The sequence below is a fragment of the Microbacterium zouquanmingi genome (genome assembly GCF_052266675.1).
In the GTDB taxonomy this organism is placed as follows: Bacteria; Actinomycetota; Actinomycetes; order Actinomycetales; family Microbacteriaceae; genus Microbacterium.
Genome location: NZ_JBQPRA010000001.1, coordinates 166,611 through 188,846 on the forward strand (window position 1 = coordinate 166,611; position 22,236 = coordinate 188,846).

Genomic DNA, 22,236 nt, shown 5'->3' on the forward strand with positions numbered 1-22,236 from the left:
ACATCTGTCACGCCCATAGGCTGGAAGGCATGAGTGCTCTTCTGCCCGACTCCGCCCTGCCCGATGCGATCGGTGCGCGCCGGTTGAGTCAGGGCATCACGGCGACCTGGTGGTACACGGTCAGCGGCGTCATGGTCTTCCAGGTGATGATGGCGCTGATCTGGCTGACGGTGCTCGTCGGCAGGGACACCGATCCGCTGGTCGTCACGGTCGTCGGAGTCACCAGCCTCCTGTGGTGTGCAGCCAGCGTGCCCCTGCTGCTGCAGTATCGCCACCGCGATGACTCCGCCGGGCCGTTCGCGAACTGGCGCGGCGTCATCGTTCCGCTGGCAGTCGCTGTCGTCTTCGGAGTGCTGGCCGGCGTCCTCACCGGAATCTGGGTGTTCGGCGCACTTCCGATTGCACAATCGCTGATGCTGCTGAACTGGCCGCGCGGCATCCGCGTGCGACTGCTGATCGCTGTGATGGTGGTGCTGGGCACACTGTCGTTCATCGATCTGCGTACGTCGTTCACAGACGTGGATGTGCGCGAGAGCAGCGGCTGGTGGCTGTTCGCGTTCTTCGCCGTGATGCTCCCGGCGATGACCGTGATGTCGCTGTGGTGGTGGGATGTGCTTGTCACCCTTGACCGTGCGCGCGCCGCCGAGGCTCGTCTGGGCGCGACGCAGGAACGACTGCGGGTCGCGACGGACGTTCACGATCTGCAGGGGCATCATCTGCAAGTGATCGCCCTGCAGCTCGAACTCGCCGAGCGTCTGCTCGGAAAAGATGATCCGGATGCTGCGCTTGAACAGCTGAGACTCGCTCGCGCCAGCGTGGCTGACGCCCGCCAGGGCACGCGCGACCTCGCGATGCGTTTTCGCGGGGTGCCGTTGCCCGACGAGATCGCCAACGCCGTGGATCTCCTGCGTGCGGCAGGAACGACGGCGGATGCCGCGGTGTCTGCTGATGCGGCCGCGGCGCCGGCATCCGTTCTGGGTCCGGTCATCCGCGAGACGACCACCAACGTGCTGCGGCACGGCGGCGGCAAGTGGGCGCGATTGTCGCTGTCGCGACAGGGCGCCGCATGGCGATACGAGATCAGCAATGATGCGCCGCATGAGTCCGCGGATGCAGGCGACGGTTCGGGGCTCGAGGGAATCACGCGGCGTGTGACCGAAGCAGGCGGTGACGTGCACATGGACCGCGGCAAGGGAGAGTTCCACGTGATCGTGACGGTGCCCGATTCTGCGATCGGTGCGGAGGTCGGCCGATGATCCGCGTGCTGCTCGCCGATGATGAGGCGATGATCCGGTCGGCTCTGGCGGCGCTGCTGCGCCTCGAAGACGACATCGATGTGGTCGCAGAGTGCGCCGACGGGCTGCAGGCGGTGGCCCTCGCCGAGAAGCTTCAGCCCGATATCTGCCTTCTCGATCTCGAGATGCCTGGACTCGACGGCGTCGAGGTGGCCGAGCGGCTGAGGCGCACGAGCGCTGCGCGCTGCGTCGTCGTCACCCGGCATGCTCGCCCTGGCGTGCTGCGGCGAGCGCTGGCATCCGGTGTGGCGGGGTTCCTGCCGAAGTCTCGAGGTGCCGACGAAGTGGCGGAGGTCATCCGCCGCGTCGCGGCCGGCACGCGCTATGTCGACCCGGAGGTCGCTGCCGACGCGCTGAGCGACGAGCGCAGCCCGCTCACCGAACGTGAGCTCGACGTCCTGCGCGCTGGCCGCCGCGGCGAGACGACCGGTCAGATCGCCAGGGCCCTGTCACTCGCACCCGGAACCGTGCGCAACCACATCTCGGCCGTGCTCGCGAAGCTGCACGTCGCCACCCGACAGCAGGCCGTACTCATGGCCGAAGAGCGCGGCTGGATCTGACTCGAAAGGTAATGCCATGAAGATGATCGGGGTGCTCGGCGGGATGAGCTGGGAATCGTCGCTGGAGTGGTATCGCCTCGCGAACGAGCGCGTCAGGGATCGTCTGGGCGGGCACCATTCCGCCCGAATTCTGCTGGATTCGCTGGACTTCGCGGAGATCGAGGCGATGCAGGTGCGAGGCGACTGGGATGCCGCCGCACAGCTGCTCACCGGGCGCGCCCGGGCCCTCGAAGACGCGGGAGCCGAGTTGCTGGTGCTGTGCACCAACACGATGCATCTCGTGGCAGAACAGATACAGGATGCCGTCAGCATCCCGTTCCTGCACATCGTCGACGTCACGGCCGAGGCGATCCGCCCCACCGGCGTGCGAACCGTCGGGTTGCTGGGCACGGCTTTCACCATGGAGCGGCCGTTCTACGCGGATCGACTCGGTGCTCACGGCATCCGCACGATCGTCCCGGACGCAGCAGGGCGACGGGTAGTGCACGACGTGATCTACGACGAACTCGTGCACGGCGTCGTTCGGGAAGAATCCCGGCAGCGCTACCAGTGCGTCATGGAAGATCTCGTCGACCGCGGTGCCGAAGGGATCATTTTGGGCTGTACAGAGATCGAGCTGCTCATCGGCTCCGATGATGCGGCAGTGCCGGTGTATCCCACGACCTCGCTACACGTAGACGCCGCGCTCACCGCCGCGCTGGCAGGTTGAGCACCGGCACCGGCACCGGCACCGGCTCGAGGATTCGAGGTTTTCATCCCTGCCGCTATCGCGGATGTCTGGGAACTCGTGTCGGATGCTGAGCGGATGCCGAAGTAGGAACCGCAGGCCGGAACCGTCGAGGTCGAGGCGCTGGCCCCGACCTCAGTGGCCTGGTCGTTCGTGTTTCCCGACGCCGCGCGCCCCAGCGCCGCGGCAGCTGGCGCCGCATCGTCGGATTCCTGCTGAGCCCGCTGCAGCGCTTCTTCGTTTGGCTGCAGGTGTTTCAGACCGGGGGCGCCATCAGCCGGGCGTTCCGTTGATCAACGGGCACGAAGCTCAGGATCCGAACGGGGCGAGTACGAACTTCGGCACCCGCCCCTTGCCCTGGGGAGGGAAGATGCTCATCGGGTTGAGCTGACGCCTGGCGGTGTCGTTACGAGATTGTCCGTGGCGGTCACCGCATCATCGGATTCTGAGTGAAGTGAACGGTACATGGCGGAAAGCGATGCGAAACCAGACAGCCGTGCAACCTGCGACTGGGAAAGCTGAGGGTGGGTTCGACGCAATCCTTGTGCCGTGCGCGTGCGCGCCTCTCGCAGTTCCCGGCGCACAGTAGAGCCGTGTGTCGAGAAAGCTGCCTGCAGCGTCCGGGTTGCGATGCCGAAGCGGTCGCTGATCGAAGCCAGCGTCAAGTTTGGATTGTTGTGGTACTCCGCGATGAAGGCTCGGACCCGAAGAACGACACCTCCCTGCGCAGAGATATCCCCGACAATCGTTCGTGCGCATGATTCGACGATTGCCTCCGAACAGGCCGCGAGCACATCTGGTTCATCCCCCGTGGTCGGCGGTGAGGTGCACACGGCGTGCACGAAGGCATAAAGCGGCGCAATCCGGTGCCAGGGGAGCGGCGATCCCTGCACATCGTTCGACAGATCGAGAGCGAGTGGCGGCACGATTCCAGCCCCGGCGCTGATGTAGATGAGTTCGCTACGCGGTTCCATGACCGAAACCTCCGCCGGACGGTCGCTCGGCAAGAGCATGATGGCGTTACCCCCTCGTCGCACAACGGGTCCCTGCGTCGACACCGACAGCTTGCCCTTGCGCGCGAACAGGAGGAGGGTTCGGGCTCTCGACGCCTCGTCGCGTTTCCAGCGAACCGTCACGCGTGGCGCCGTGACCATTGCCAACGTGGTCTGCGCATAGTGAGCGAGGCGCGCGTCGAGGGGCACTTCCCGCCCCAGCTCCGTGATTTCGAAGTTCGCGCTGCGCAGATAGTCCCCGAGGCCCGCATTGCTCGCTCCGTCAGACGGATTGGTAATGCGGAACTCCTCCTTCATGAGAGGTGTGCGATAACGAGCGCGCAGTGTTCGCACGGCATCTTCCTTTCACGCTGTGCACCCGATCATGGAGACGACATAGGCATCACATATGGACGACTGGGTGCAGGTTCCCGAACTGTAGCACTGGCTCTCTGGCGCGCCGGGCGCCGTCCGTTGCGGCCGGCTCAGGCCGCGCGCTGCATGAACCCCGGATCCGCATGGTCCTCTGTCACTACGCGCAGAGCGCGATACAGCGCTGACTCAGATCCGAACCCTACGGCGCGCGCAATAGCGACGTTGGACATACCTGAATTGCACTGTCGCAGCCGTCGCGCCGCCCGCACTCGCACATCACGAAGCACACTCTGACAAGTCGCCGCTTCTTCACTGAAGGCCATCTGAAGCGTACGCACTGATGCTCCCAGTCGATGCGCGGTCCGCGCCACCGACAACTGCGGGTTCGAGTACTCCGCGAGGATGATCTCTATCGCCCGATCGAATAGGCTCCTCGGCGCGGCGACGTCATCGAGTACGACGCGCAGGATCGATTTGACCACCTCGGTGGCCGAGTGCTGCAGCGGCGTCACTTCCGCGCCCGGTTTGACACTGGCGCGAGAGAGCGCGATGAGGTACATCATCGGAGGCACCAGAACACCTTCATCGACCGGAGGCAGCAACCGTGAAGGTGACATCGCCCACGCGCTGGCGTTCATCTCATCCAGGAGGGATGCGGGAGCACTGATGTAGAAGAGCTCGTTTTCCGCAGCCATCAACGATATTTCTGCTGACGACTCACTCGGCAGCAGAACAATGACTCCCGGATCCCGGCGCAGCACTGGCCCTTCGGTGCGCACCTGCACCTCTCCGGATCGGACGACCAAGATGATCACCCGGTCCAGCGAGCCGGCATCGCGGGCCCAGGTCACCGTGGTGCGCGGTCCAGAAACCCGCACCACTCCAAGGTGCGGGAACAGGGCCGCTTGCGCTACCAACGGCCGAGATGCTGCGACATCTGAAATGCGCAAGTTGGCCGAGGCAAGGTACATGAGCAGCTCGGCGTTAGTGCGCCACCGCTCAGCGCCATCAATAACATAGTCACCGCGGTAGAAATTCTTGGCGTTCAACATTCTCTGACGCCACAGCCGCCGAACACTCATCGCACACGTCCCTTTTCTTCCCCATGCAAGAGCTCGAATCCACCCCTACATGGATCGCGCGCCCTTGATCGTCAATCGACGACCACAGTAATGAGACGAACGCAATCAGATCCCGTTACTGAGACTGCGCAATCCGACACATCTCCTGCGCGATGTGGAAGTCGACGTCGCGTTACGTGAACGCCCGATCGACAACGGCAACGGCTTCCGCTGCCGTTGCGCCTTCATCCAGAGCGCGACAGATCGTCGCGATACGTGTGCTGGCCATCCCATCACCGAAGGGCGATGGGACATCATCAAGGCCATGCGACGGCTCCGATAGGAGCGCGTTGGCCTGCCGAGCAAGCGGTTGCGACGGCGTCACCAGACGCGAGAAGCCTGCGCGCATCGACTCCGGGCGCTCGGTGCTGCGCCGTACGACGAGCAACGGCTTCTTGAGCACGGTGCACTCCTCTTGGAATCCGCCGGAGTCTGACACCAGGAGGGTGGCATTCTTCGCGAGAGCAAGCAGCTCATGATGCGGGACGGGATCGATCATTGTCAGCCCGGTTGTGAGTGTGTCGAGCCCGAACCGTTCGATGGCGGCACGGGTGCGCGGATGCACGACGAACAGCACCTGAGATTCGATCGCGGAGAGCTCCCGCAGTACCCGCTCGAGAGCGTCTACCGAATCGGTATTCTCCGGCCGATGGATGGTCGACAATACGTACTGCCCGGATGCGGCGCTGAACGCGGATTCCCCGTCGCCAAGCCTCTCCGCCGCCGACAGTGAGTCCTGAACGGACTCCACGATTGTGTTCCCGGTGCGGGCGATGATCTCATCGGAGATCCCCTCGGCACGGAGATTCTGCACGTTCTCCGGCGTAGCCACGCAATGAACATCCGCCAGGACACCGGCGACCTGCCGGTTAATCTCCTCCGGCATGCCGCGATCCCACGACCGAAGGCCCGCCTCGACGTGCACGACGGGTATGTCGAGGTAGTTCGCGGCTTGAGCGCCAGCCGACACTGTATTCGTGTCACCCTGCACGACGACCACCGAAGGCTGGTTCTGCTCGAATTCGGCTAGCAGCGCCGTGATCCCACCAGCAATCTGCTGCCCGCGCCCCCGCCCGCCGATCCCGTCAAGCACGACGTCTGGCTCGCGCATACCGAGCGCCTCCATGACCTTGCCCGAGAGCTGTGCGTCATAGTGCTGCCCGGTGTGGACAACCCTCGCCTGAGCGCCCAACTCCTTGCTGAGAGGTGCGAGCTTGATCATCTCGGGCCTGGTACCCATAACCAGGGCGATCTGAGTTGAATTCATGTTTTGAGTCCGATCGTGGTGTGTGTGCAGACCAGGTGACGCGTCACCGGTCAGTGAGGGAGTTGACCCAGAAGACGACGAGCCCCCCGAGTACAGCGGCACCGATGGTGATGACAAGCAGAATGTCGACGATTCCGTTTGTCCACAGGTGAATCGGCGCTGTCACGACCAGCGCACTCAGCCCGGCGACGAATCCGACGAGACGCACCAGAATCATCCGGAGCGTGCGCGCACCGATCACAGCACCGACAAGTTCGCAGAAGGATGCCGCGGTCATCATTCCGGCGCCAAAACAGGCGACCCAACCGAGGAAGTATTCCCCGACGATCGACCATGCGGCGATCAATCCCGCGAGCAGCAGTATCCGCGAACCGATGAGCATTCCCGCAACAGCGATGTCGCTGCGCCGCGTCGCAGCACGGATGGCGACATCGATCCGAATTCGCGCCGCGATCAGCACGGTGCACAGGACGAATGCCCCGACCTGCACGAGAACCCCTCCGGTGAACACTGTGGATCCACCGAACTCCCACAACAGCGCAGCCGGCGCCCCGATGAGTAGAGCATCAACCAGGAACCCGGCAACCACAATGGGCCATACCGATCTGCGGCGCACACGGCGGGCGCCGACCGCCGCCTGGGCAGCCTCCGTATCGTCGATCGTTGACATCAGGAATCCTTCGCTACCGGACCGACGACATTGACCTCGGCATTACGCCGCGTCTTCGCCCACCCGTTCTTGCCTGAGATGATGCGCCCGAATGCACGCGAGACCGAGATGAGGATGTAGGGCAGGAGCACCCAGAGACCGATTCCCCAGCGGATCGCCTGTAGCCAACTGGTCTGGGGCTCGCAGCGCAGCTTGTACAGAATGCCCCAGGTAATAAATGGCGCCAGCCCGAATACCGCACCAAGCAACAGCACTGCCCAGATGTTCTCGATCATCCCTTCGCGTGCTTCAGGATTCGTCACCGCGAGGTTCACCTGACCGATCATCAGCGCGACGACCACGACGTATCCGAAGATCTGCACAAACGGCAAGAAGAGGTAGTAGCAACACTCCAGAACACCGGATGCGTCGAAATGTGGTGACTTGATGATGTTCTTTAGGTACTTGATGCACTGGATGTTGCCCTGAGACCAGCGAGAGCGCTGGGTGACGAACCGTCGCAAACTTGGCAGTGCCTCCTGCGCGACATGGGTCGAGTGAATCTGCCGGTTCTGATAACCAGCCAGAATCACGTGAAGCCCGAGCTCGTAGTCCTCGAGAAGAGCGCCGTGCCAAGGGGCGTCATGCCCCTCTGCGATGGTGTCCAATACCGATAGGCGAGCGAACTGTCCGTTTCCGCCGAGGCCCACCGTGCCAGTGCGCGCACGCAACGACTGCATGGCAAGAATGACGGTGCGAAACTCGAGATCCTGCATCCGCAGGAGGTAGCTGGCAAACCAGTTGGCCAGTCGGCCCTTGTTCGGGTACGGCCGCTTGTCGTTTCGGTTCTTCATCCATACGGCAATTTGCGCGGCGCCGACGTCAGGGTCGCCGAAGCATTCTTCAGATGACACCGCTGCTAGGGCATTGGCTGCCATTTCCCCGTCTGCGTCGACAACGGCAATGATGATGCGGCTGCGGTCTGCGTCGGAGGGAAGGAACTCATTGAGATGTGCGTATGCGCTGTTAAGTGCGTCACCCTTGCCCGTGCGTGCATTGGGGCGGCGCCGTTGGACGAGATGTACGAAATCATCGGCCGCGGCGTGTGCGCTGACGATCGCGGCGGTCGCATCTTCACTGTCGTCATCGATGACCCACAGGTGTGCATGCGGGAATCGCTCACGCTGGCGTTGGATGGTGTTCGCGATGACGACTTCCTCATCACGGCAGGGCACAAAGATGTGCCAGTCGAACTGGGAAGGGTCGCCCGGGGCCTCAGGCTTCTGCCTGATGTACGGGACGAGGATGAACATCACGTACGTCAGGAACGCAACCGTCATCACAAGCGAAATGGATCCAAGGATCGGAGGCATGCGTCAGCGCCCCTTCATTGCGGCAGATTTGGGGGATGTGCCCGCGCGTCGCCGCGAGCTTGTGATGAGCAAAAGAACTGCGATGCCCGCGGAGAAGCCGATGATTCCGATGACAGAGCCGACGAACCGATGGCTAATCTCGTACCCGGGATCCATGCCCCATTGGTGGGTGGCCCACGCGATCACGCCCAGGCGAATCTGGTTGACAAGCAGCGTCACTGAGATCATCGCGAGCACGCCGCCCAGCAGCCTCGACACCGTCACTTTGGTGGAGAGCATGATGACTGCCGCGACGACAAACAGGGGGACCAGCAGCACGACAGCGGAGCATTCCTCTGTAATCCGGAAGGCCTGTGCCGTAGGTGTGTGGGCGCGGATCACGTAGTAGGGGCCGTCACTCACCATGCCACCGGGCAAGATCGGTCCCAGCCAAAGCGTCACCAGGCGCGCCTCGACCGCCTGCACCGTTCTTGAGCCGACTGCCAGCGCGATGGCTCCGGCGAGGAGTGCGAGGGAGACGAAAATCTGCGCGGCGCGCGTTCTGCGGCGCCCGTTTGCGCTGCCCGCGCGATCTGATCGCCGCACGGGTAAATCAGTGTGCATGGCAGCCTGCGTTGTCATGGTCGTTCCTGTAGGTAGATGGATCGCATCGAAGTAGTTCATTTCTGTGTGGTCGCGAGCCGTGAAACAGCTCCCGACCACACAGACGGGATACGCGAGTAGCCTCTACTCAGCGTGCGAGCTGAGGTAGCGCGAGCGAACCACCAGCAGGCCGCCGACGACGGCCGCGATCACTGCGACGACGATGTACACCGTCATGTCTGCACCGCCTGTGGCCGCGAGACCGCCGCCAACAATGCTGGCTGTAGGGACCGTTGGATTTGAGTACATGTTCTTACCTGCGTCGATTAAGAAGCAGAGGTCGCCGAGCGACGACGCATAATGAAGAACGCGGCTGCACCAAGCACACCAACGCCAGCGGCAGATGCCCCCACAACGGGATCAATCATGGGCGTATCTGCCGCCGGAATGATCGTCATTGTGCTGGTGGTGGTGCCGCCAGTCATTAGTGGGTCGTTCGGGGTGAGGGTCGCGTACGTTGTGTACGTGCCACCCGGTGCGTCAGCGGCTGCAGCTACTCCCGGCGCGAAAAAATAGATAGCGGGGTTGTTCACGCCATCGGCCGGCATACCTGGCATCACGTAGGGTGACTCCGGGCATGTAATGACGGTCTTGTCTGCGCTCAGCGTGCAGCTGGCAACCGACTGGATCGGCGAGTAGCCGGTCCCGTCATATGTCTGCCACTCGACGTTCGCGCTCGTGTACGTCGTGTGCTCGGGCGCAGTGAAAGACACACCTGTGCTAAACGGGTAGTCGACCGATGGCCAGCTAGTCGGGTTACCGATGGCAACGTTGTGGGTGTAGTTGTCGGCCGTAGCGCCGGCGTTGACCCACCCCTCGTACCCGCCGCCAAAAGTTGGCATTACTTGAGTGGCGGCGTTCGCGGCGGCGGCGCCGCCGCCGACGAGTGCTACGGCGAGAACTGCCGCGGCAGCTCCCCGGCCAGCAATTTTCTTCAGGTTCATGTGAACTCCCTCTCTGTGGTGATGGCCCCGGAGAAGGAGAATGACCCCTTCGTCGCGTCCGGCGCAGGACAACGAGAGCCTGCCGAGCCGATCGCAATCCTGCCCAAGGATGCTCTCCCGATCAGGGTGGGTGCGCATTCCGACGGTGACGGTGCGCGAGGCGACAGTCCCACGCCACGAGCCGTTGGATCTGGCGGGATGCCCGACCTATGGCGTCTGGCGCAGAAGGTCTGTCACATGCCGCAACCGGCCCCGTTTCGGCCGCACTGTGTCGCGTCGCAGCCCGCTCACCGAACGTGAGCTCGACGTACTGCGCGCTGGGCGCCGCGGCCGCGGGAGCGCCGCTTTCCATCCCGCGCGCCCGCCATCCCGGCATCCGCCGCCGCGCACCGGCACCCCGGCGCCCGCGATCCGCGCGCCTCTTGTCCGCGGCATCCGGGAGATATAGCTTTTGGGGAACCGGCGCAGAAGGGGCGATCGCGATGAATCACTCACTACCGAGCCTTCCGCCCAGTCGCGCGGAGCGCCGTGCGTCCGGAGAGAACCGTCGCAAGGCTCTCCCCCGCAGTTCGCTGGCTGCGATGGGCGATGCCGCACGTGATCCGCTGAGGATCATCGACGAACAGAACGTGAACCGGCTTCAGGATCTCGTCCCGCTGCGCGCGGAGCGCATGGGCCAGAACCCGTTCACCTTCTACCGCGGCGGCGCAGCGATCATGGCGGCGGATCTTGCCGCTGAGCCGCACACCGGCATCCTGGTGCCATCCTGCGGCGACGCGCACGTCGCGAACTTCGGGTTCTATGCCTCCCCGCAGCGTACCCTCGTGTTCGACCTCAACGATTTCGATGAGGCCGCGTGGGCGCCGTGGGAATGGGATCTGAAGCGGCTGCTCGCAAGCGTGGTGATCGCCGGGCAGAGCACCGAACGTGACGAAGGTGTCGTAAGAGACGCCGTCCTCTCCGCGGTGACGACGTACGCGATTGCGATGCACGCGGCCGCCGAAGCCACTCCCCTGCAGAGATACTTCACCCACTTCGACGCCACGGTGGGTACCGCGAGCATGGACCCGAAGTCGCGCAAGGTGTTCAATCGTGCGATCAAACAGGCCAAGAAGCGCACCGGCGAGCGCGCCTCGCGCAAACTCACCCAGCGCGACGAGCACGGTGTGCTCCGTTTCGTCGCTACTCCCCCGACTATGGCGCCGGTGACAGACGAACTGCACGAGCGTCTCACCGACCTGATGCAGCGTTACCTGCTCACTGCAGGCGCCGACATCAACATGCTGCTGCGCCATTACACGGGGGTGGATGTCATCCGCCGCGTGGTCGGAGTCGGCAGCGTCGGTACGCGATGCGCGCTCTCGCTGTTCGAAGACGGAGACGGGAACTCGCTGATCCTGCAGTCGAAGCAGGCAGAGGAAAGCGTGCTCGCGCACTACGGCGGCATCGAGCAACCCGCCGAGCTGAAGGCTCTCATCGGTGCGTTCGGTCAGGGAGCTCGCGTGGTCGCAATGCAGCGCATTCTGCAAGCCGTCAGCGACCCCTTCCTCGGATCACTCACCCGCACGGAGGAGACGGTCGGCGAACTCGACCTCTATGTCAGGCAGTTCCATGACATGAAGGGCGGCATCGCCATCGAGGTCCTCGAAGACGGCCCGTTCGCCACGTATGCCCAGGCCTGCGCGATCACTCTCGCCCGAGCGCACGCACAGGCTCCCCAAGCCGCCGAGATCAGTGGATACCTCGGCACAGGAAAGACCGCAGGCAAAGCGCTCTTCGAATGGGCCAGGGCCTATGCCCAGCGCTCGCGCGACGACTACGAAGCGTTCGTGGCGCGGGGCGCTGGGCGATAAGGCGGGTCTACCTCGTTCTCACTCGACTCCGCCTCGGAATCGACGGAGGTACAGCAGGATGCCAGCAGCACCCAGCGCCAAGGCGAGTGCGATCATCACCCAGATGGCGAGCGCCGGCCCGGTGAGCGCCAGCGGGTCTCCGTCGGATCCGGACGGATCCGACGCCCCCGCCCCCTCACCGTCGCCCGACCCAGACGAACCGTCGCCGGCCCCTGGCCCTGTTCCTGGGTCGGTCCCAGGGTCGGTTCCCGGATCCGTCCCAGGGTCGGTTCCCGGATCCGTCCCAGGGTCCTGATCTGCTGTGACGACGAAACTGGCCGTCGCGCTGCGGGTGACGTGCCCGGCCCCATCCGTGAGCTCGACGTACCATTCGTGCGTGACGTCTGCCGGCACGACAATCGTCTCGATAGCAGCAGCCCGCTGCAGCGCGGTACGCATAGTCGCGTCTTCGGCGTTGATCCGGATCTCCGCGTGCTCTGCCCCTACGAGCGAAATCGGATCTCCGATGGCTGCGGGCACTCCGGTGGAGAGAGTCACCGCATCGGCTGACAGGGTCCGCGTCTGCGTACCCCCCAGATCGAGCTCGAGTACGAAGTTCTCCGAGTCGTCACCGTGGAAACCGGGGACGACGTCCTCCGAGATCGGAGAGTGCCAGCGACCATCCGACGTCCATGACTCCAGCCATGGAGAGTAGGTGTTCACGTAGAGCAGCCCGTTCTCGGCGTCGACACTGAGGTTCTTGAGGAACTCATGTCCACCCCACGGCCGGGTCTGGTAATCCGTGAGGATTCCGTACGATCGCGTCCCGTGATCTGTCTCGCGAGCCGCCACGTAACTGCCCGAGTTGTGCCCGGCGAGGACGAGCGCCACGTTGGGGTACGGGTCAACGAGCAAGTCGTTGATCCGGGGATTGCTGTACGGGTCAGCCGCGTCACGCGCCTGCATGTAATCGTGCGTCGCAAGGATGATGGTGTGCTCTGGGTGCGCCTCGATCACGCCGCGCGCCCAGGCGATCCCCGGATCATCGTCGGTGTTCGCCGACCAATAGCTCAGCGACAAGAAGAGCAGGTTCGCCCCATCGATCTCGGCGGTGTAGAACGAGTTGTCGATGTCGTAGCTGTCCCCGAATGTGAACGGGGTTCCTTCCAGACCGTCCTTCATCCGGTCCATCGGGAAGTACTTCTCCAGCATCAGTCGCCCGTTGCGCTCCTCCGAGTAGTCGTGGTTACCCCACGACACCATCAGCGGAATGCCCGCTTCCTCGAGAAGTCGTGCCGACGGTTCGGCCGCCTTCCACTGATACTCATCATCCAAGTACTCTCGGTTCACCCAGTCGCCCGCATGCACGACGAGTTCGGTCTTGCGCTCATCCGCGTTGTCGACGATGTGCTCGAACATGTCCGTCATCATCCATGGCGTCGACTCCGTGTAGAGCTGAGTGTCGGGCACGTGGTTGAATGCCCAGTCGAAGTCCGAAGCATCCGGATGCTGCTCGTAGACGCGCTCACCTCCCCACGGCTCTTCGACGAGGCCGCGCCAGATCAACATGTCGATCGTTCGCTCCGGTCCGACCGCGTTCTCCGCCGCAGTGGCATCGACATCGAGCTGAATCTGCGCTCCTGAAGCATCCGACGCGGAGTCCTTGAGGATCCAACGGGCCGCTCCGTGGTCCCACACCCATGCCGAGACGCGTCGGTCATCCCCGGTGCCCGACCATGTGAGGTGAAACTTGGGCTGGGTGGCCTGCTCCTCCGAAAGAGCGACCGTATAGATCTGGAACGGGTTCGCGTCCATTCCTACCGTCGTCGGCAGATAGTCCGCGGCTGGTTCACCCGAAGCAGGGGTGAGAGCCGTCGGCACACGATCTTCGGTCGATCCCACTCTGACCGAAGTGTTCTCTTCAACGAGCGGGACAGCCGCACTGGTGAAGAACTGGGCATCGACCGGCTCCCGGTTATCCGCCTGCGGCGTAGCTCGGAGCGTGACGCCACCCGCCGCTGCGCTCTGCTCAAGTCGCGGCGCGAGCGGAGCGACGGTGTCAGAGATCGTGAGCACGATCTCGTCGACAGCCGGCTGCTTCCCTCGTACGGACGCGCTGAAAATGACGGCCTGCTCGCCGAGCGCATACACCGGCGCTTCGATCTCGAACTCCCCGGCATCGACGCTCTCGCGATACATCTCCTCGCCGGCGACCTCCACGCGCACAGTTGCCCGCTCGCTCAGCACGCCCGTGAACGTGGTGTTACCGGCCTCGATCACCGTGCCGTCACGCGGACTGCCGAGCGCGATGACGAGTGCGTCTTCATCCTTCGCCGTGCGCTCACCGTATGCGATCGCGTCGCCGAAGTAGTTGTCGTATCGGAAGGCTTCGAACTCCGGTACGAACGGAATGCCAGCGATCTGCACCTCATCGATGTTCCCGCGGAACGGCGATACCGCCCGCGCGTTATCGCTATGGAAGTCGCCGATCGTGGTCGATACACCGAAGTCGGACAAGGTCGGCCGCTTCTCCGCCATGACCTCGCTCTGCTGCACTCCGTCGACGAACACCGCGTACGTCATGCCGTCGTAGTGCTGCGTGACGAGGTGCGGTTTGCCGTCGGCGGGCACGGTCGCGCCGAAGATCGAGCTCCCCAGGCGCGCAGACACGCTACCGCCCGCGGCGTCAACCGCCTGCACGAAGGCAGAGTCGTCTTCACCGAGACGTCCCTTGGTCACGACACCGGCAAGACCGGACATGGCTTCGAGGTCCTCAGGTGTGAACGAGTAGATTCCGCTGACCGAGAGGTTCGCGAATCCGCCTCCGAGGTCGCCTGCGTAGTCGAGCCGCGCCCCGTCGAATCGGCTTTCACGCGTGCCTTGATCCGTGACCTGCGCGCGCAAGTCACTGCCCGAGAGAGTTCCGGTGGCGTTTCCTGTCGAGTCCACACGCTTGCCGCCGGCTGCGAGATCGCCCGCGAAGTGCTCTACGAGGGCGTAGCCGCCGCTCCAGACATCCGTCGGGTCATTGTTCTCGGAGCCACCTCCGAAGTAGGCCCACACGACGGGGGCGCTGAGCCGCGCCAACTCTGGCAGCTTCACCCACACGGTCGAGACCGCTCCGGGCTTCCAGTGCTCCACCTCGAATGACAGTGGCACTGCGTTCGCATCGGTGAAAGCGATCTCATCGGCCTTCACATCCGGAGTGTCGACCAGCGTGAGCCGGACCGGGACATCCGTGAAGTCGCGCTTGGTGTCATTGCGCACAGTGATCGGCTGACGCTCAGTCGCCTCAGCATCCGCCCACGCGACCATGCTGCCGTCAGTGTTGGCCAGGCCCTGGATCTCGCGCAGACGTTGCTCTGCTGCCTCGAGCCTCGCGATGTCGAGGACGCCGTGTTGCGCGGACGTGAGGGCATTGACTGCCGCGCGCACATCACCGATCCGCTCGGCGTGCACAGCGCTGACCTGCTCGACCTCTGGCAACTCGGCGATCTGTGCGGCGACCTTCTCGACCTGGCGATCGATGCCGAACCCTTCGACCCGGCGAGGGCTGCCGCCATCGGTGATGTGGAATGTCTCGACAGTCAGTCGGTCGGCAGTGACATCGACAGAGCTGAATGTCTGCGCGTTGGGCCCCTGACGCGGAGTACCCAGGCGATCGAACAGCCCGAGGTAGGCCTCCAGGTCGAACAGCTCTGACTCCGCGACCTGTGAGTAGCGCTTCGCGCCCGCCTTGTTCGGTGTGAAGTACAGCGTCCCATCGGGAGAGACGGAATACTCGATGCGCACGCCGTTGACGACCTCAGTGAAGACGGTCGTTTCCACGGGCTCGGCAGCCATCGCATCATCCGGCGACGACGCGAGCACCTTGGTGCGGGAGAAATAGTGGTCATGCCCCTGCAGCACCAGATCCACGTCGAGCTCATCGATCACCGGAACCAGCTTCTGGCGCAGCGCGTGCACGTCAGCGTCATTGACGTGGCTCGCGGCGGTGTAAACGCCCTTGTGCATGACGAGGATGAGCCACTCGGCACCACTGATACGCGCCGTGTGTGCGTCCTCCTTCAGCCAGTCCAGCTGGGCGTCCGAAATGGCCTGCCCGGCATCCTCGTTCGTGTTCAGCACCATGAAGTGCGCGTTGTTGTACGTGTACGAGTAGTACGCGCCGGTGGTGGTGTCCTGCCCGTTCGGATGCTCGAGCGTGAAGTGGTCGACGAACGCGCTCTGCGTGTCTTCGTGGTTGCCCGCCGCCGGGGCGATGGTGGTGCGCAGCAGTCCGTCCTGCGACGTATCGAGCAGATCGATCCAGTCCCGTTCGATGTGTCCGTCCTGCACGACATCGCCGTTGTGGACGACGAACTCCGCGTCGGGAACGGAGTCGAGCGCCTTGCGCAGAGTGGCGGCCGAGAGCTCCGCTTCCTGGCTCGCCTTCGCCTGCGTGTCCGTGAGGTTGATGAAGCTGAAGTCGCCCTCGCCAGCGGGGGTTTCGAACGTTCCGGTGCCGCTCCACAGGCCCGTGTTCGAATCGCCGACCCGGTAGTAGTAGGTGTTCCCCGGCTCGAGGCCGGTCGCGACCGCCTGGTAGACGCTCTCACCGCTGGCGGTCTTGCGGACCTCGGCATCCGTCTGCACGCGCGTGCTCGATGCGAACCCGCGGTCGGTGCTCACAATGACCTGGGGCGCGTCGGTATCAGCGAGCTGGTACCAGGAGAACCCGCGCTGTGTCTGGGGATCGCCCGCGAATGTCGTGGTGATGCGGTTGGGCATCTGCTCAGGCAGCAGGTGCTTCACGAAAGCACGACGATCGGTCGGGTCCCACCGCCAGCCGTCCATGAAGTCCCACTCGAGCCCGTCGTAGGTGCCCCGGTCCATGAGCGTGGAGAGGGTTGCATCGTCACCGTGTCGGCCTCGCTCCCCCGGCCCCGTAACGGTGCCGCCGGCGACGTCGATCTGCTCGGATGCGATGTTGCGCAGGGCCTCGCCCGCCGATGCCCCGACGACCCGTCCGGCGAACTCATCGCCGCTCTGCGGGTGTGAAACGGTGCCCGCGAGCACGACGTTCCGTGACACCGTGCTGGCTTCCGCGCTCGTTCCGACCACAAGCGCGGCGCCCGAAGTCTCGCCGGTCGCGGTGACGGAGCCTGCCACGAGGTTCTCGCTGACATCGGCGCCTGCGCCTGCGGTGCCGATGATGACAGCCGGTGACAAAGCCGTCACATCAGCGGTGATGTCATTCGTCGTGACGCGAGCATATGAGGCCATCGCCACCAGGCCAGCAGCCGTCTGGGAGTTCGGCGCGTTGATGGTCGTCTTCGTCATCGTCGTGCTTTCGACGACGGCCGGGCGATCCGCCGTGCCCGTCGCGCTCACGACCAGGCCAGATGCTGCGGCACCGTCCTCGGGTGCGACCGTCACGCCTCGAAGGGTGAGGCCACGCACCGTACCGGACAGGTCACGGATGAAGCCGAGCGACGTCGAGGTCGCGCTGGGCGCGTAAACGATATTCGAGATCGTGTGACCGTGACCGTCGAACGTGCCGGAGAAGGTGTCGAGTCCCACGAACGGTGCGTGATCGACGAAATCGAGATCACCGGTGAGCATGACGTGCACGGGCCCGCGGAGGGTGGGGTCGCCATTGTTGGAGCCATTGGCGAGGAACTCCAGGTCTTCGATCCCGCGCACTTCGAACGGCGTGCTCTCCGTGCCGGCGCCGAACAGATAGGCACGCTCGGGAACAGGATGCTGCAGCACATCGTCCCAGCGCCAGGCCGAGCTGAAGTCCCAGCCGAGCCCTTCGTAGGTGGACTTCATCGCAAGATCGGTGGCTGGCACGGATGTTCCGTGCATGTTCGCCTCCCCCGGCGACGACGGAATCTTCCCTGCGACGCGGATCCCCTCGTCTGCGAGGTTGTTCTCCATGACGTACCCGGGGCTGCGGTGGACCGCCGCTACGCGACCCGGGGCCACGTCGGTGCGACCACCGCGATAGGCCACCTCACCGCCGATCAAGACGTTCTCAGAGAAAGTGGACACGGGTCCTTCGGAGTAGCCGCCCTGGTACGCGACAACCATGGCACCGTATGCACGAGCACCACCCGACTCGACGTGGGCGCGGACGAGGTTGTTGCGCACCTCGATCCCGAACCGGGCATAGCCGACGAGCGCTGCGGGATAGCGAGCGCTGTCGTAAGTGCCGGTCACCCAGTTGTTCGTGATGCGGACGCCGTCCTGCGCGTCGGCCACGAGGCCAGCGACGTACGCGTTTCCCGTCTGGAGGTTGGCGCCGAGCACGGCGTTTCCATCAAGAACCGTTCCGTCGCGCGCATCGAGCGCGATTCCCGCGAGCCTGACGTCCGCGGGATCGCGGACCGCGAGCCCATCGATCGTGAGGTTCTTCACCGTCGCACCCCGCAGGGTCCGGAACATCGCCAGCCCGTCCTGCGACCCAGGGGCCCAGGTGATGTTGTAGATCTTGTGACCCGCGCCGTCGAATACGCCGCTGAACAGGTTGATTCCCGTGAAACCCCCACCCGCGAAGTCGATGTTCGCTGTCAACCGGAAGTTCCGCGCGGCGTACGTGCTGGCATCCTCATTGATCGCATCCTGTGCACGCACAAGGTGGTCGGCCGAAGCGATCTGGTACGGATCGCTCGGCGTGCCGACGCCCTCAAGTCCGTCAAGCGTGATCGGGTCCGGTTCGGCCTCGGGAAGAGGGACGATCGGCGTCGTGGTCGCGCCCGAAAGCACAGGCACTGGATGCTGCGATGCGTCGTCCCAGCGCCAATGGCTGTCGAAATTCCATCCGAGAGCCTCGTACGTCTCGCGCTTCGACAGCTCGGCGTACGACGTGTCGGTGCCGTGCATGTTCTGCTCGCCAGGCCCTTCGACCTGCACACCCGCCAGGGTCACTGCGGTGTTCGCGAGGTTGCCGTCGATCACGAACCCCGGCGTCCTCGGCATGGCAATCACGCGTCCGAGTTGAATGCCCGTACCGCCGTTGTCGTAGGTGACCATGCCGGAGTGCACGACGTTCCCGGTGATCAGGGTGTCGCCAGCGCCCGCAGACATCGCACCTGCATACGAGAGCACCATGCCACCGTGTGCACGAGCACCGCGGGAGTGAACGATCGCTTCGACGAGGTTGCGAGTGATCTGCACGTCGTTGTGCGCGTAGCCGACGACTGCTCCCGGGTAACGTGCGCTGGCGAACGTGCCATGCACGTGGTTGTCGGTCACGACGGTGCCGGACTTCGCATCGGCGACGATGCCCGCGGTGTACTGGTGCCCTGACAGCAGGTCCGCGTTGCGCACGGAGTTGCCTTCCAAGCGCGCACCGTTCTCGGCGAGCACAGCGATGCCAGCGACGCGCGCACTGGCCTTGTTGTGCACCGTCAGCCCATCGATGGCCAGATCGCGCACGGTTCCCCCATCGAGAACGCGGAACAGACCGCGCTCGTCAGTGGACCCGGCACCGTAAGTGATGTTCGTGAGTACGTGTCCTGCACCGTCGAAGACTCCGGAGAACAGGTCGATACCCGGAAATTCGTTCCCGCCGTAGTCGATGTCCGCTGCGAGCACGACGTGCGCGCTCTGGTAGGAATCCGGCTCGCTGTTGATCGCCGTCGCTACCGAATCGAGGTTCGCGGCGGTACGGATCTGAAGCGGGGCCTCTTCTGAGCCATCTCCGGTGACACCGGAGATCGGTCCCTCGGGGAGTGACTCGAAGGCTCCCGGGATGGGGTGACTCAGGACGGAATCCCAGCGCCACGGGCTGGAGAAGTCCCAGCCGAGCGACTCATACGTGGCTTGGACGGCAAGGTCGTCGGCTGAGGTGGCAGTGCCGTTCTTATTGAACGGACCTGGGCCTTCCGGTGCCTGACCATCTAAGAGAACGCCGTCATTCACGAGGTTGTTCTCGGTGAGGAATCCTGCCTCACGCGGGCGCGAGAACACTCGGCCCATCTCCACTTCGTCGCCCCCGCTGGCGATCTTCACTGATCCGCCGAGAACGACGTTCTCCGCGATCCGGGTGACCGGATTCAGCTGCGAGTTCGCGTTACCGGCGTACGCGGCGACCATCCCACCGAATGCACCAGCACCGGTGGTCGCGATGTCGACCCGCACGAGGTTCTTCGTGATCTCCACGCTCTTGCGCACATACCCGGCGATGCCCGCTGGATAGCGGGCACTCGTCACCGACGCATCCACACGGTTTCCGGTGATCACGGTGTCGGTGTCGGCGGTCGCAGCGATACCGCCCGCGTAGTCGTGCCCCGTCGAGAGCACGGCACCGCGGACCGCGCTGCCCTCCACTCGAGCGCCGTTGATCGCATCGACAGCGATGCCCGCCACGCGCTGTCCGTCGTCGCTCTGACCCACTACCCCGTCGAGACCGAGATCATGAATGACACCGCCGTCAAGCGCACGAACGAGGGCGAGTTCGGTGCTCGCGGAACTGGGGACGTAGACGATATCGCTGATGGTGAAGCCTGCGCCGTCGAGGACTCCCGTGAACCGGTCGATTCCAGCGAAAGCACGACCCTCGTAGGCGATGTCTGCGGTCAGCTGGTAGTACGCACCGGCATACGCATCTGCATCCGCGTTGATTGCTGACGCCATTGCGTCGAGTTCTCCCGCCGACCCGATGAGGTAGGGCACGTCAGCGGTACCATCACCGCCGACTCCCTCCAAAGGCCCAGCGGCGTAAGCCGGTACGACCGGTGCCGCGATGAGCGCGCCGACGAGGAGGACAGCAGCGGTAGGACGCAGCAAAGACTGAAATGACACGGAGTTTCCCTCGGGATGCCGATTCCGACGAGTCCGCGCCAGGAATCGGGGTGCTGGGAAAACGCGCGGACGTCATCGAACCAACCAGCACCGGATGACTCAGCCGTGACCGGAAGGTGAACGCGTGAGATCCTGCTGTTTCCTTAGAAGAAGCTCCGATGGTGTATCGCGCGCGCATCCGTCATGCGGGCACGAAGAAGCCCCCGAATCTGGAACCCAGATCGGGGGCTTTTCACTCGCTGTGCGCGAGGGGGGACTTGAACCCCCACGTCCATAAGGACACTGGCACCTGAAGCCAGCGCGTCTACCATTCCGCCACTCGCGCGAGCGTCTTGCTCCGAAGAACTCAACTTCACGAGGATATCACGCGATTTCATCCGTCAAGAACGCCACAAGAGGACTCCGGAACGGCACACGTCCAGGTCACCTGGCTACGATATGTCTACCACCGCCATGCCAGAGGAGCCCAGTGGGACTACTTGACAGCTTTGAGAAGGGTCTTGAGCGCGCCGTCAACGGTGCGTTCGCCAAGACCTTCCGCAGCGGCATCCAGCCGGTGGAGATCGCGTCCGCTCTGCGCCGCGAGGCCGACATCAAGGCCGCCGTCGTCAGCCGCGACCGCATCATCGCTCCGAACAGCTACCTGGTGCGTCTGAGCTCCGATGATCTGGATCGGATGCGCGGGCTCGGCGGCGCATTGACTGACGAACTGCATGCGCTTCTCACCAAGCACGCGAAGTCCCAGGGGTACAGCTTCGCCGGCCCGCTCTCGATCGCGCTCGAAGCCGACGAGAAGGTCGCGACCGGCACTGTGCGCGTGGGCTCCGGCACCGCCGAAGGCCGCGTCAGCTGGCAGGCAGTGGTCGACGTCGACGGGCGTCGCCACCCCATCACCAAGGCGCGGACTGTCATCGGCCGCGGCGGCGACGCCGACATCACCATTTCGGATGCCGGATCCAGCCGCAAGCACGTCGAGATCCTCTGGGACGGCGAGCGCGCCATGATGCGCGACCTCGGCTCGACCAACGGCACGAAGGTGAGCGGGGAGAAGGTGCGCGAAGCGCCGCTGCCCACTGACACCACGATCACGATCGGCCGCACAGACCTCGTGTTCCGTGTGATCGCCGTCGCGGCCAACGGAGGCGCACGATGAGTGAACTCGTCCTCCTGCTGCTGCGCATCGGCTTCCTGGTGCTGCTGTGGTTCTTCGTCTTCGGCGTCGTCTACTCTCTTCGCGCCGACCTGTTCGGCGTGAAGGTGCGAAAGCTCCCGGCCGGAGCATCCGCCGGCGCCCCCGCGGCTGCGGCCCCGACCCGCGATGCGAAACCCAAGGCCGCACCCAAGAACGGTTCCCCCGCCACGACCTCCAGCGTGTCGAAGCTCGTCATCACCTCTGGTCCGAAAGCCGGCCTCGAACTGCCCCTGGGGCACGAATCGATGACCATCGGCCGCTCGAGCGAATCCGCGCTCGTCATCCGCGACGACTACACGTCCAGTCACCATGCCCGCCTGCTGCTGGTGCGCGGCGACAACTGGGCGATCCAGGACCTCGACTCGACGAACGGAACCTTCCTCGCCGGCAAGCGCCTCGGCAGCGCTCCGGCATCGATCAGTGTCGGCGACGCCGTCAAGGTCGGCGCCACGACCTTCGAGCTGCGAGCCTGAAGCC

14 protein-coding genes and 1 tRNA gene are annotated in these 22,236 nt (G+C 64.3%); 6 read left to right on the forward strand and 9 right to left on the reverse strand.

What is annotated here, in order from left to right:
• Positions 1-29 precede the first annotated feature (29 nt).
• From ACTU6V_RS00815 to ACTU6V_RS00825, 3 genes are read left to right on the forward strand one after another with little or no spacing between them, the layout of a single operon-like run.
• Positions 30-1,256 carry a sensor histidine kinase gene (locus ACTU6V_RS00815; protein WP_443474662.1) on the forward strand — a complete coding sequence of 409 codons (1,227 nt, stop codon included), beginning with the start codon at positions 30-32 and terminating at the stop codon, positions 1,254-1,256.
• On the forward strand, positions 1,253-1,855 hold the full coding sequence (locus tag ACTU6V_RS00820) for a response regulator (RefSeq protein WP_443469670.1): 603 nt from the start codon (positions 1,253-1,255) through the stop codon (positions 1,853-1,855). The genes ACTU6V_RS00815 and ACTU6V_RS00820 overlap by 4 nt, the downstream gene beginning before the upstream one ends.
• Before the next feature lie 16 nt (positions 1,856-1,871).
• The gene (locus ACTU6V_RS00825) at positions 1,872-2,564 is read left to right on the forward strand and encodes an aspartate/glutamate racemase family protein (RefSeq protein WP_443474663.1); all 693 of its coding nucleotides are present in this window, start codon (positions 1,872-1,874) and stop codon (positions 2,562-2,564) included.
• A 392-nt stretch (positions 2,565-2,956) separates the two neighbouring features.
• Here ACTU6V_RS00825 and ACTU6V_RS00830 read toward each other — a convergent pair whose 3' ends face one another.
• From ACTU6V_RS00830 to ACTU6V_RS00860, 7 genes are all read right to left on the reverse strand, one after another.
• The gene (locus ACTU6V_RS00830) at positions 2,957-3,928 is read right to left on the reverse strand and encodes a helix-turn-helix transcriptional regulator (protein ID WP_443474664.1); all 972 of its coding nucleotides are present in this window, start codon (positions 3,926-3,928) and stop codon (positions 2,957-2,959) included.
• A 131-nt stretch (positions 3,929-4,059) separates the two neighbouring features.
• Positions 4,060-5,001, reverse strand: coding sequence for a helix-turn-helix domain-containing protein (locus ACTU6V_RS00835; protein WP_443474665.1), 942 nt, complete (start codon positions 4,999-5,001; stop codon positions 4,060-4,062).
• A gap of 202 nt (positions 5,002-5,203) precedes the next feature.
• Positions 5,204-6,337 carry a non-hydrolyzing UDP-N-acetylglucosamine 2-epimerase gene (gene wecB, locus ACTU6V_RS00840; protein WP_443474666.1) on the reverse strand — a complete coding sequence of 378 codons (1,134 nt, stop codon included), beginning with the start codon at positions 6,335-6,337 and terminating at the stop codon, positions 5,204-5,206.
• A 43-nt stretch (positions 6,338-6,380) separates the two neighbouring features.
• Positions 6,381-7,007 carry a hypothetical protein gene (locus ACTU6V_RS00845; protein WP_443474667.1) on the reverse strand — a complete coding sequence of 209 codons (627 nt, stop codon included), beginning with the start codon at positions 7,005-7,007 and terminating at the stop codon, positions 6,381-6,383.
• Positions 7,007-8,359 carry an XrtP-associated glycosyltransferase gene (locus tag ACTU6V_RS00850; RefSeq protein WP_511198792.1) on the reverse strand — a complete coding sequence of 451 codons (1,353 nt, stop codon included), beginning with the start codon at positions 8,357-8,359 and terminating at the stop codon, positions 7,007-7,009. The genes ACTU6V_RS00845 and ACTU6V_RS00850 overlap by 1 nt, the downstream gene beginning before the upstream one ends.
• A gap of 3 nt (positions 8,360-8,362) precedes the next feature.
• Complete coding sequence (locus ACTU6V_RS00855) at positions 8,363-9,022, reverse strand: archaeosortase/exosortase family protein (RefSeq protein WP_443474668.1); 660 nt, start codon at positions 9,020-9,022, stop codon at positions 8,363-8,365.
• A gap of 245 nt (positions 9,023-9,267) precedes the next feature.
• Positions 9,268-9,945 (reverse strand): hypothetical protein, encoded by a 678-nt coding sequence (locus tag ACTU6V_RS00860; protein ID WP_443474669.1) that lies wholly within the window; start codon positions 9,943-9,945, stop codon positions 9,268-9,270.
• Positions 9,946-10,427: 482 nt separating this feature from the next.
• On the opposite strand from ACTU6V_RS00860, the gene ACTU6V_RS00865 reads away from it, so the two are divergent.
• Positions 10,428-11,798 carry a DUF2252 domain-containing protein gene (locus ACTU6V_RS00865; RefSeq protein WP_443469671.1) on the forward strand — a complete coding sequence of 457 codons (1,371 nt, stop codon included), beginning with the start codon at positions 10,428-10,430 and terminating at the stop codon, positions 11,796-11,798.
• Between the two features lie 18 nt (positions 11,799-11,816).
• Here ACTU6V_RS00865 and ACTU6V_RS00870 read toward each other — a convergent pair whose 3' ends face one another.
• On the reverse strand, positions 11,817-20,567 hold the full coding sequence (locus ACTU6V_RS00870; RefSeq protein ID WP_443474670.1) for a metallophosphoesterase: 8,751 nt from the start codon (positions 20,565-20,567) through the stop codon (positions 11,817-11,819).
• 242 nt (positions 20,568-20,809) lie between these two features.
• Positions 20,810-20,892: transfer RNA gene (locus ACTU6V_RS00875), tRNA-Leu, on the reverse strand.
• Positions 20,893-21,036: 144 nt separating this feature from the next.
• Between ACTU6V_RS00875 and ACTU6V_RS00880 the strand changes: the two genes are divergently transcribed.
• Both ACTU6V_RS00880 and ACTU6V_RS00885 read left to right on the forward strand, forming a co-directional pair.
• Positions 21,037-21,720: an FHA domain-containing protein gene (locus ACTU6V_RS00880; protein ID WP_443469673.1), complete on the forward strand. Its 684-nt coding sequence runs from the start codon at positions 21,037-21,039 to the stop codon at positions 21,718-21,720.
• Positions 21,717-22,232, forward strand: a complete 516-nt coding sequence (locus ACTU6V_RS00885) for an FHA domain-containing protein FhaB/FipA (protein WP_443469674.1) — start codon at positions 21,717-21,719, stop codon at positions 22,230-22,232. Before ACTU6V_RS00880 ends, ACTU6V_RS00885 begins: the two co-directional genes overlap by 4 nt.
• Positions 22,233-22,236: the final 4 nt, after the last annotated feature.

Bases quoted from the DNA above. Each gene is read 5' to 3' on its own strand.
- ACTU6V_RS00815 (WP_443474662.1), top strand. From the start codon at position 30: ATGAGTGCTCTTCTGCCCGACTCCGCCCTGCCCGATGCGATCGGTGCG.
- ACTU6V_RS00820 (WP_443469670.1), top strand. From the start codon at position 1,253: ATGATCCGCGTGCTGCTCGCCGATGATGAGGCGATGATCCGGTCGGCT.
- ACTU6V_RS00825 (WP_443474663.1), top strand. From the start codon at position 1,872: ATGAAGATGATCGGGGTGCTCGGCGGGATGAGCTGGGAATCGTCGCTG.
- ACTU6V_RS00835 (WP_443474665.1), bottom strand. From the start codon at position 5,001: ATGTTGAACGCCAAGAATTTCTACCGCGGTGACTATGTTATTGATGGC.
- wecB (WP_443474666.1), bottom strand. From the start codon at position 6,337: ATGAATTCAACTCAGATCGCCCTGGTTATGGGTACCAGGCCCGAGATG.
- ACTU6V_RS00845 (WP_443474667.1), bottom strand. From the start codon at position 7,007: ATGTCAACGATCGACGATACGGAGGCTGCCCAGGCGGCGGTCGGCGCC.
- ACTU6V_RS00850 (WP_511198792.1), bottom strand. From the start codon at position 8,359: ATGCCTCCGATCCTTGGATCCATTTCGCTTGTGATGACGGTTGCGTTC.
- ACTU6V_RS00855 (WP_443474668.1), bottom strand. From the start codon at position 9,022: ATGAACTACTTCGATGCGATCCATCTACCTACAGGAACGACCATGACA.
- ACTU6V_RS00860 (WP_443474669.1), bottom strand. From the start codon at position 9,945: ATGAACCTGAAGAAAATTGCTGGCCGGGGAGCTGCCGCGGCAGTTCTC.
- ACTU6V_RS00865 (WP_443469671.1), top strand. From the start codon at position 10,428: ATGAATCACTCACTACCGAGCCTTCCGCCCAGTCGCGCGGAGCGCCGT.
- ACTU6V_RS00885 (WP_443469674.1), top strand. From the start codon at position 21,717: ATGAGTGAACTCGTCCTCCTGCTGCTGCGCATCGGCTTCCTGGTGCTG.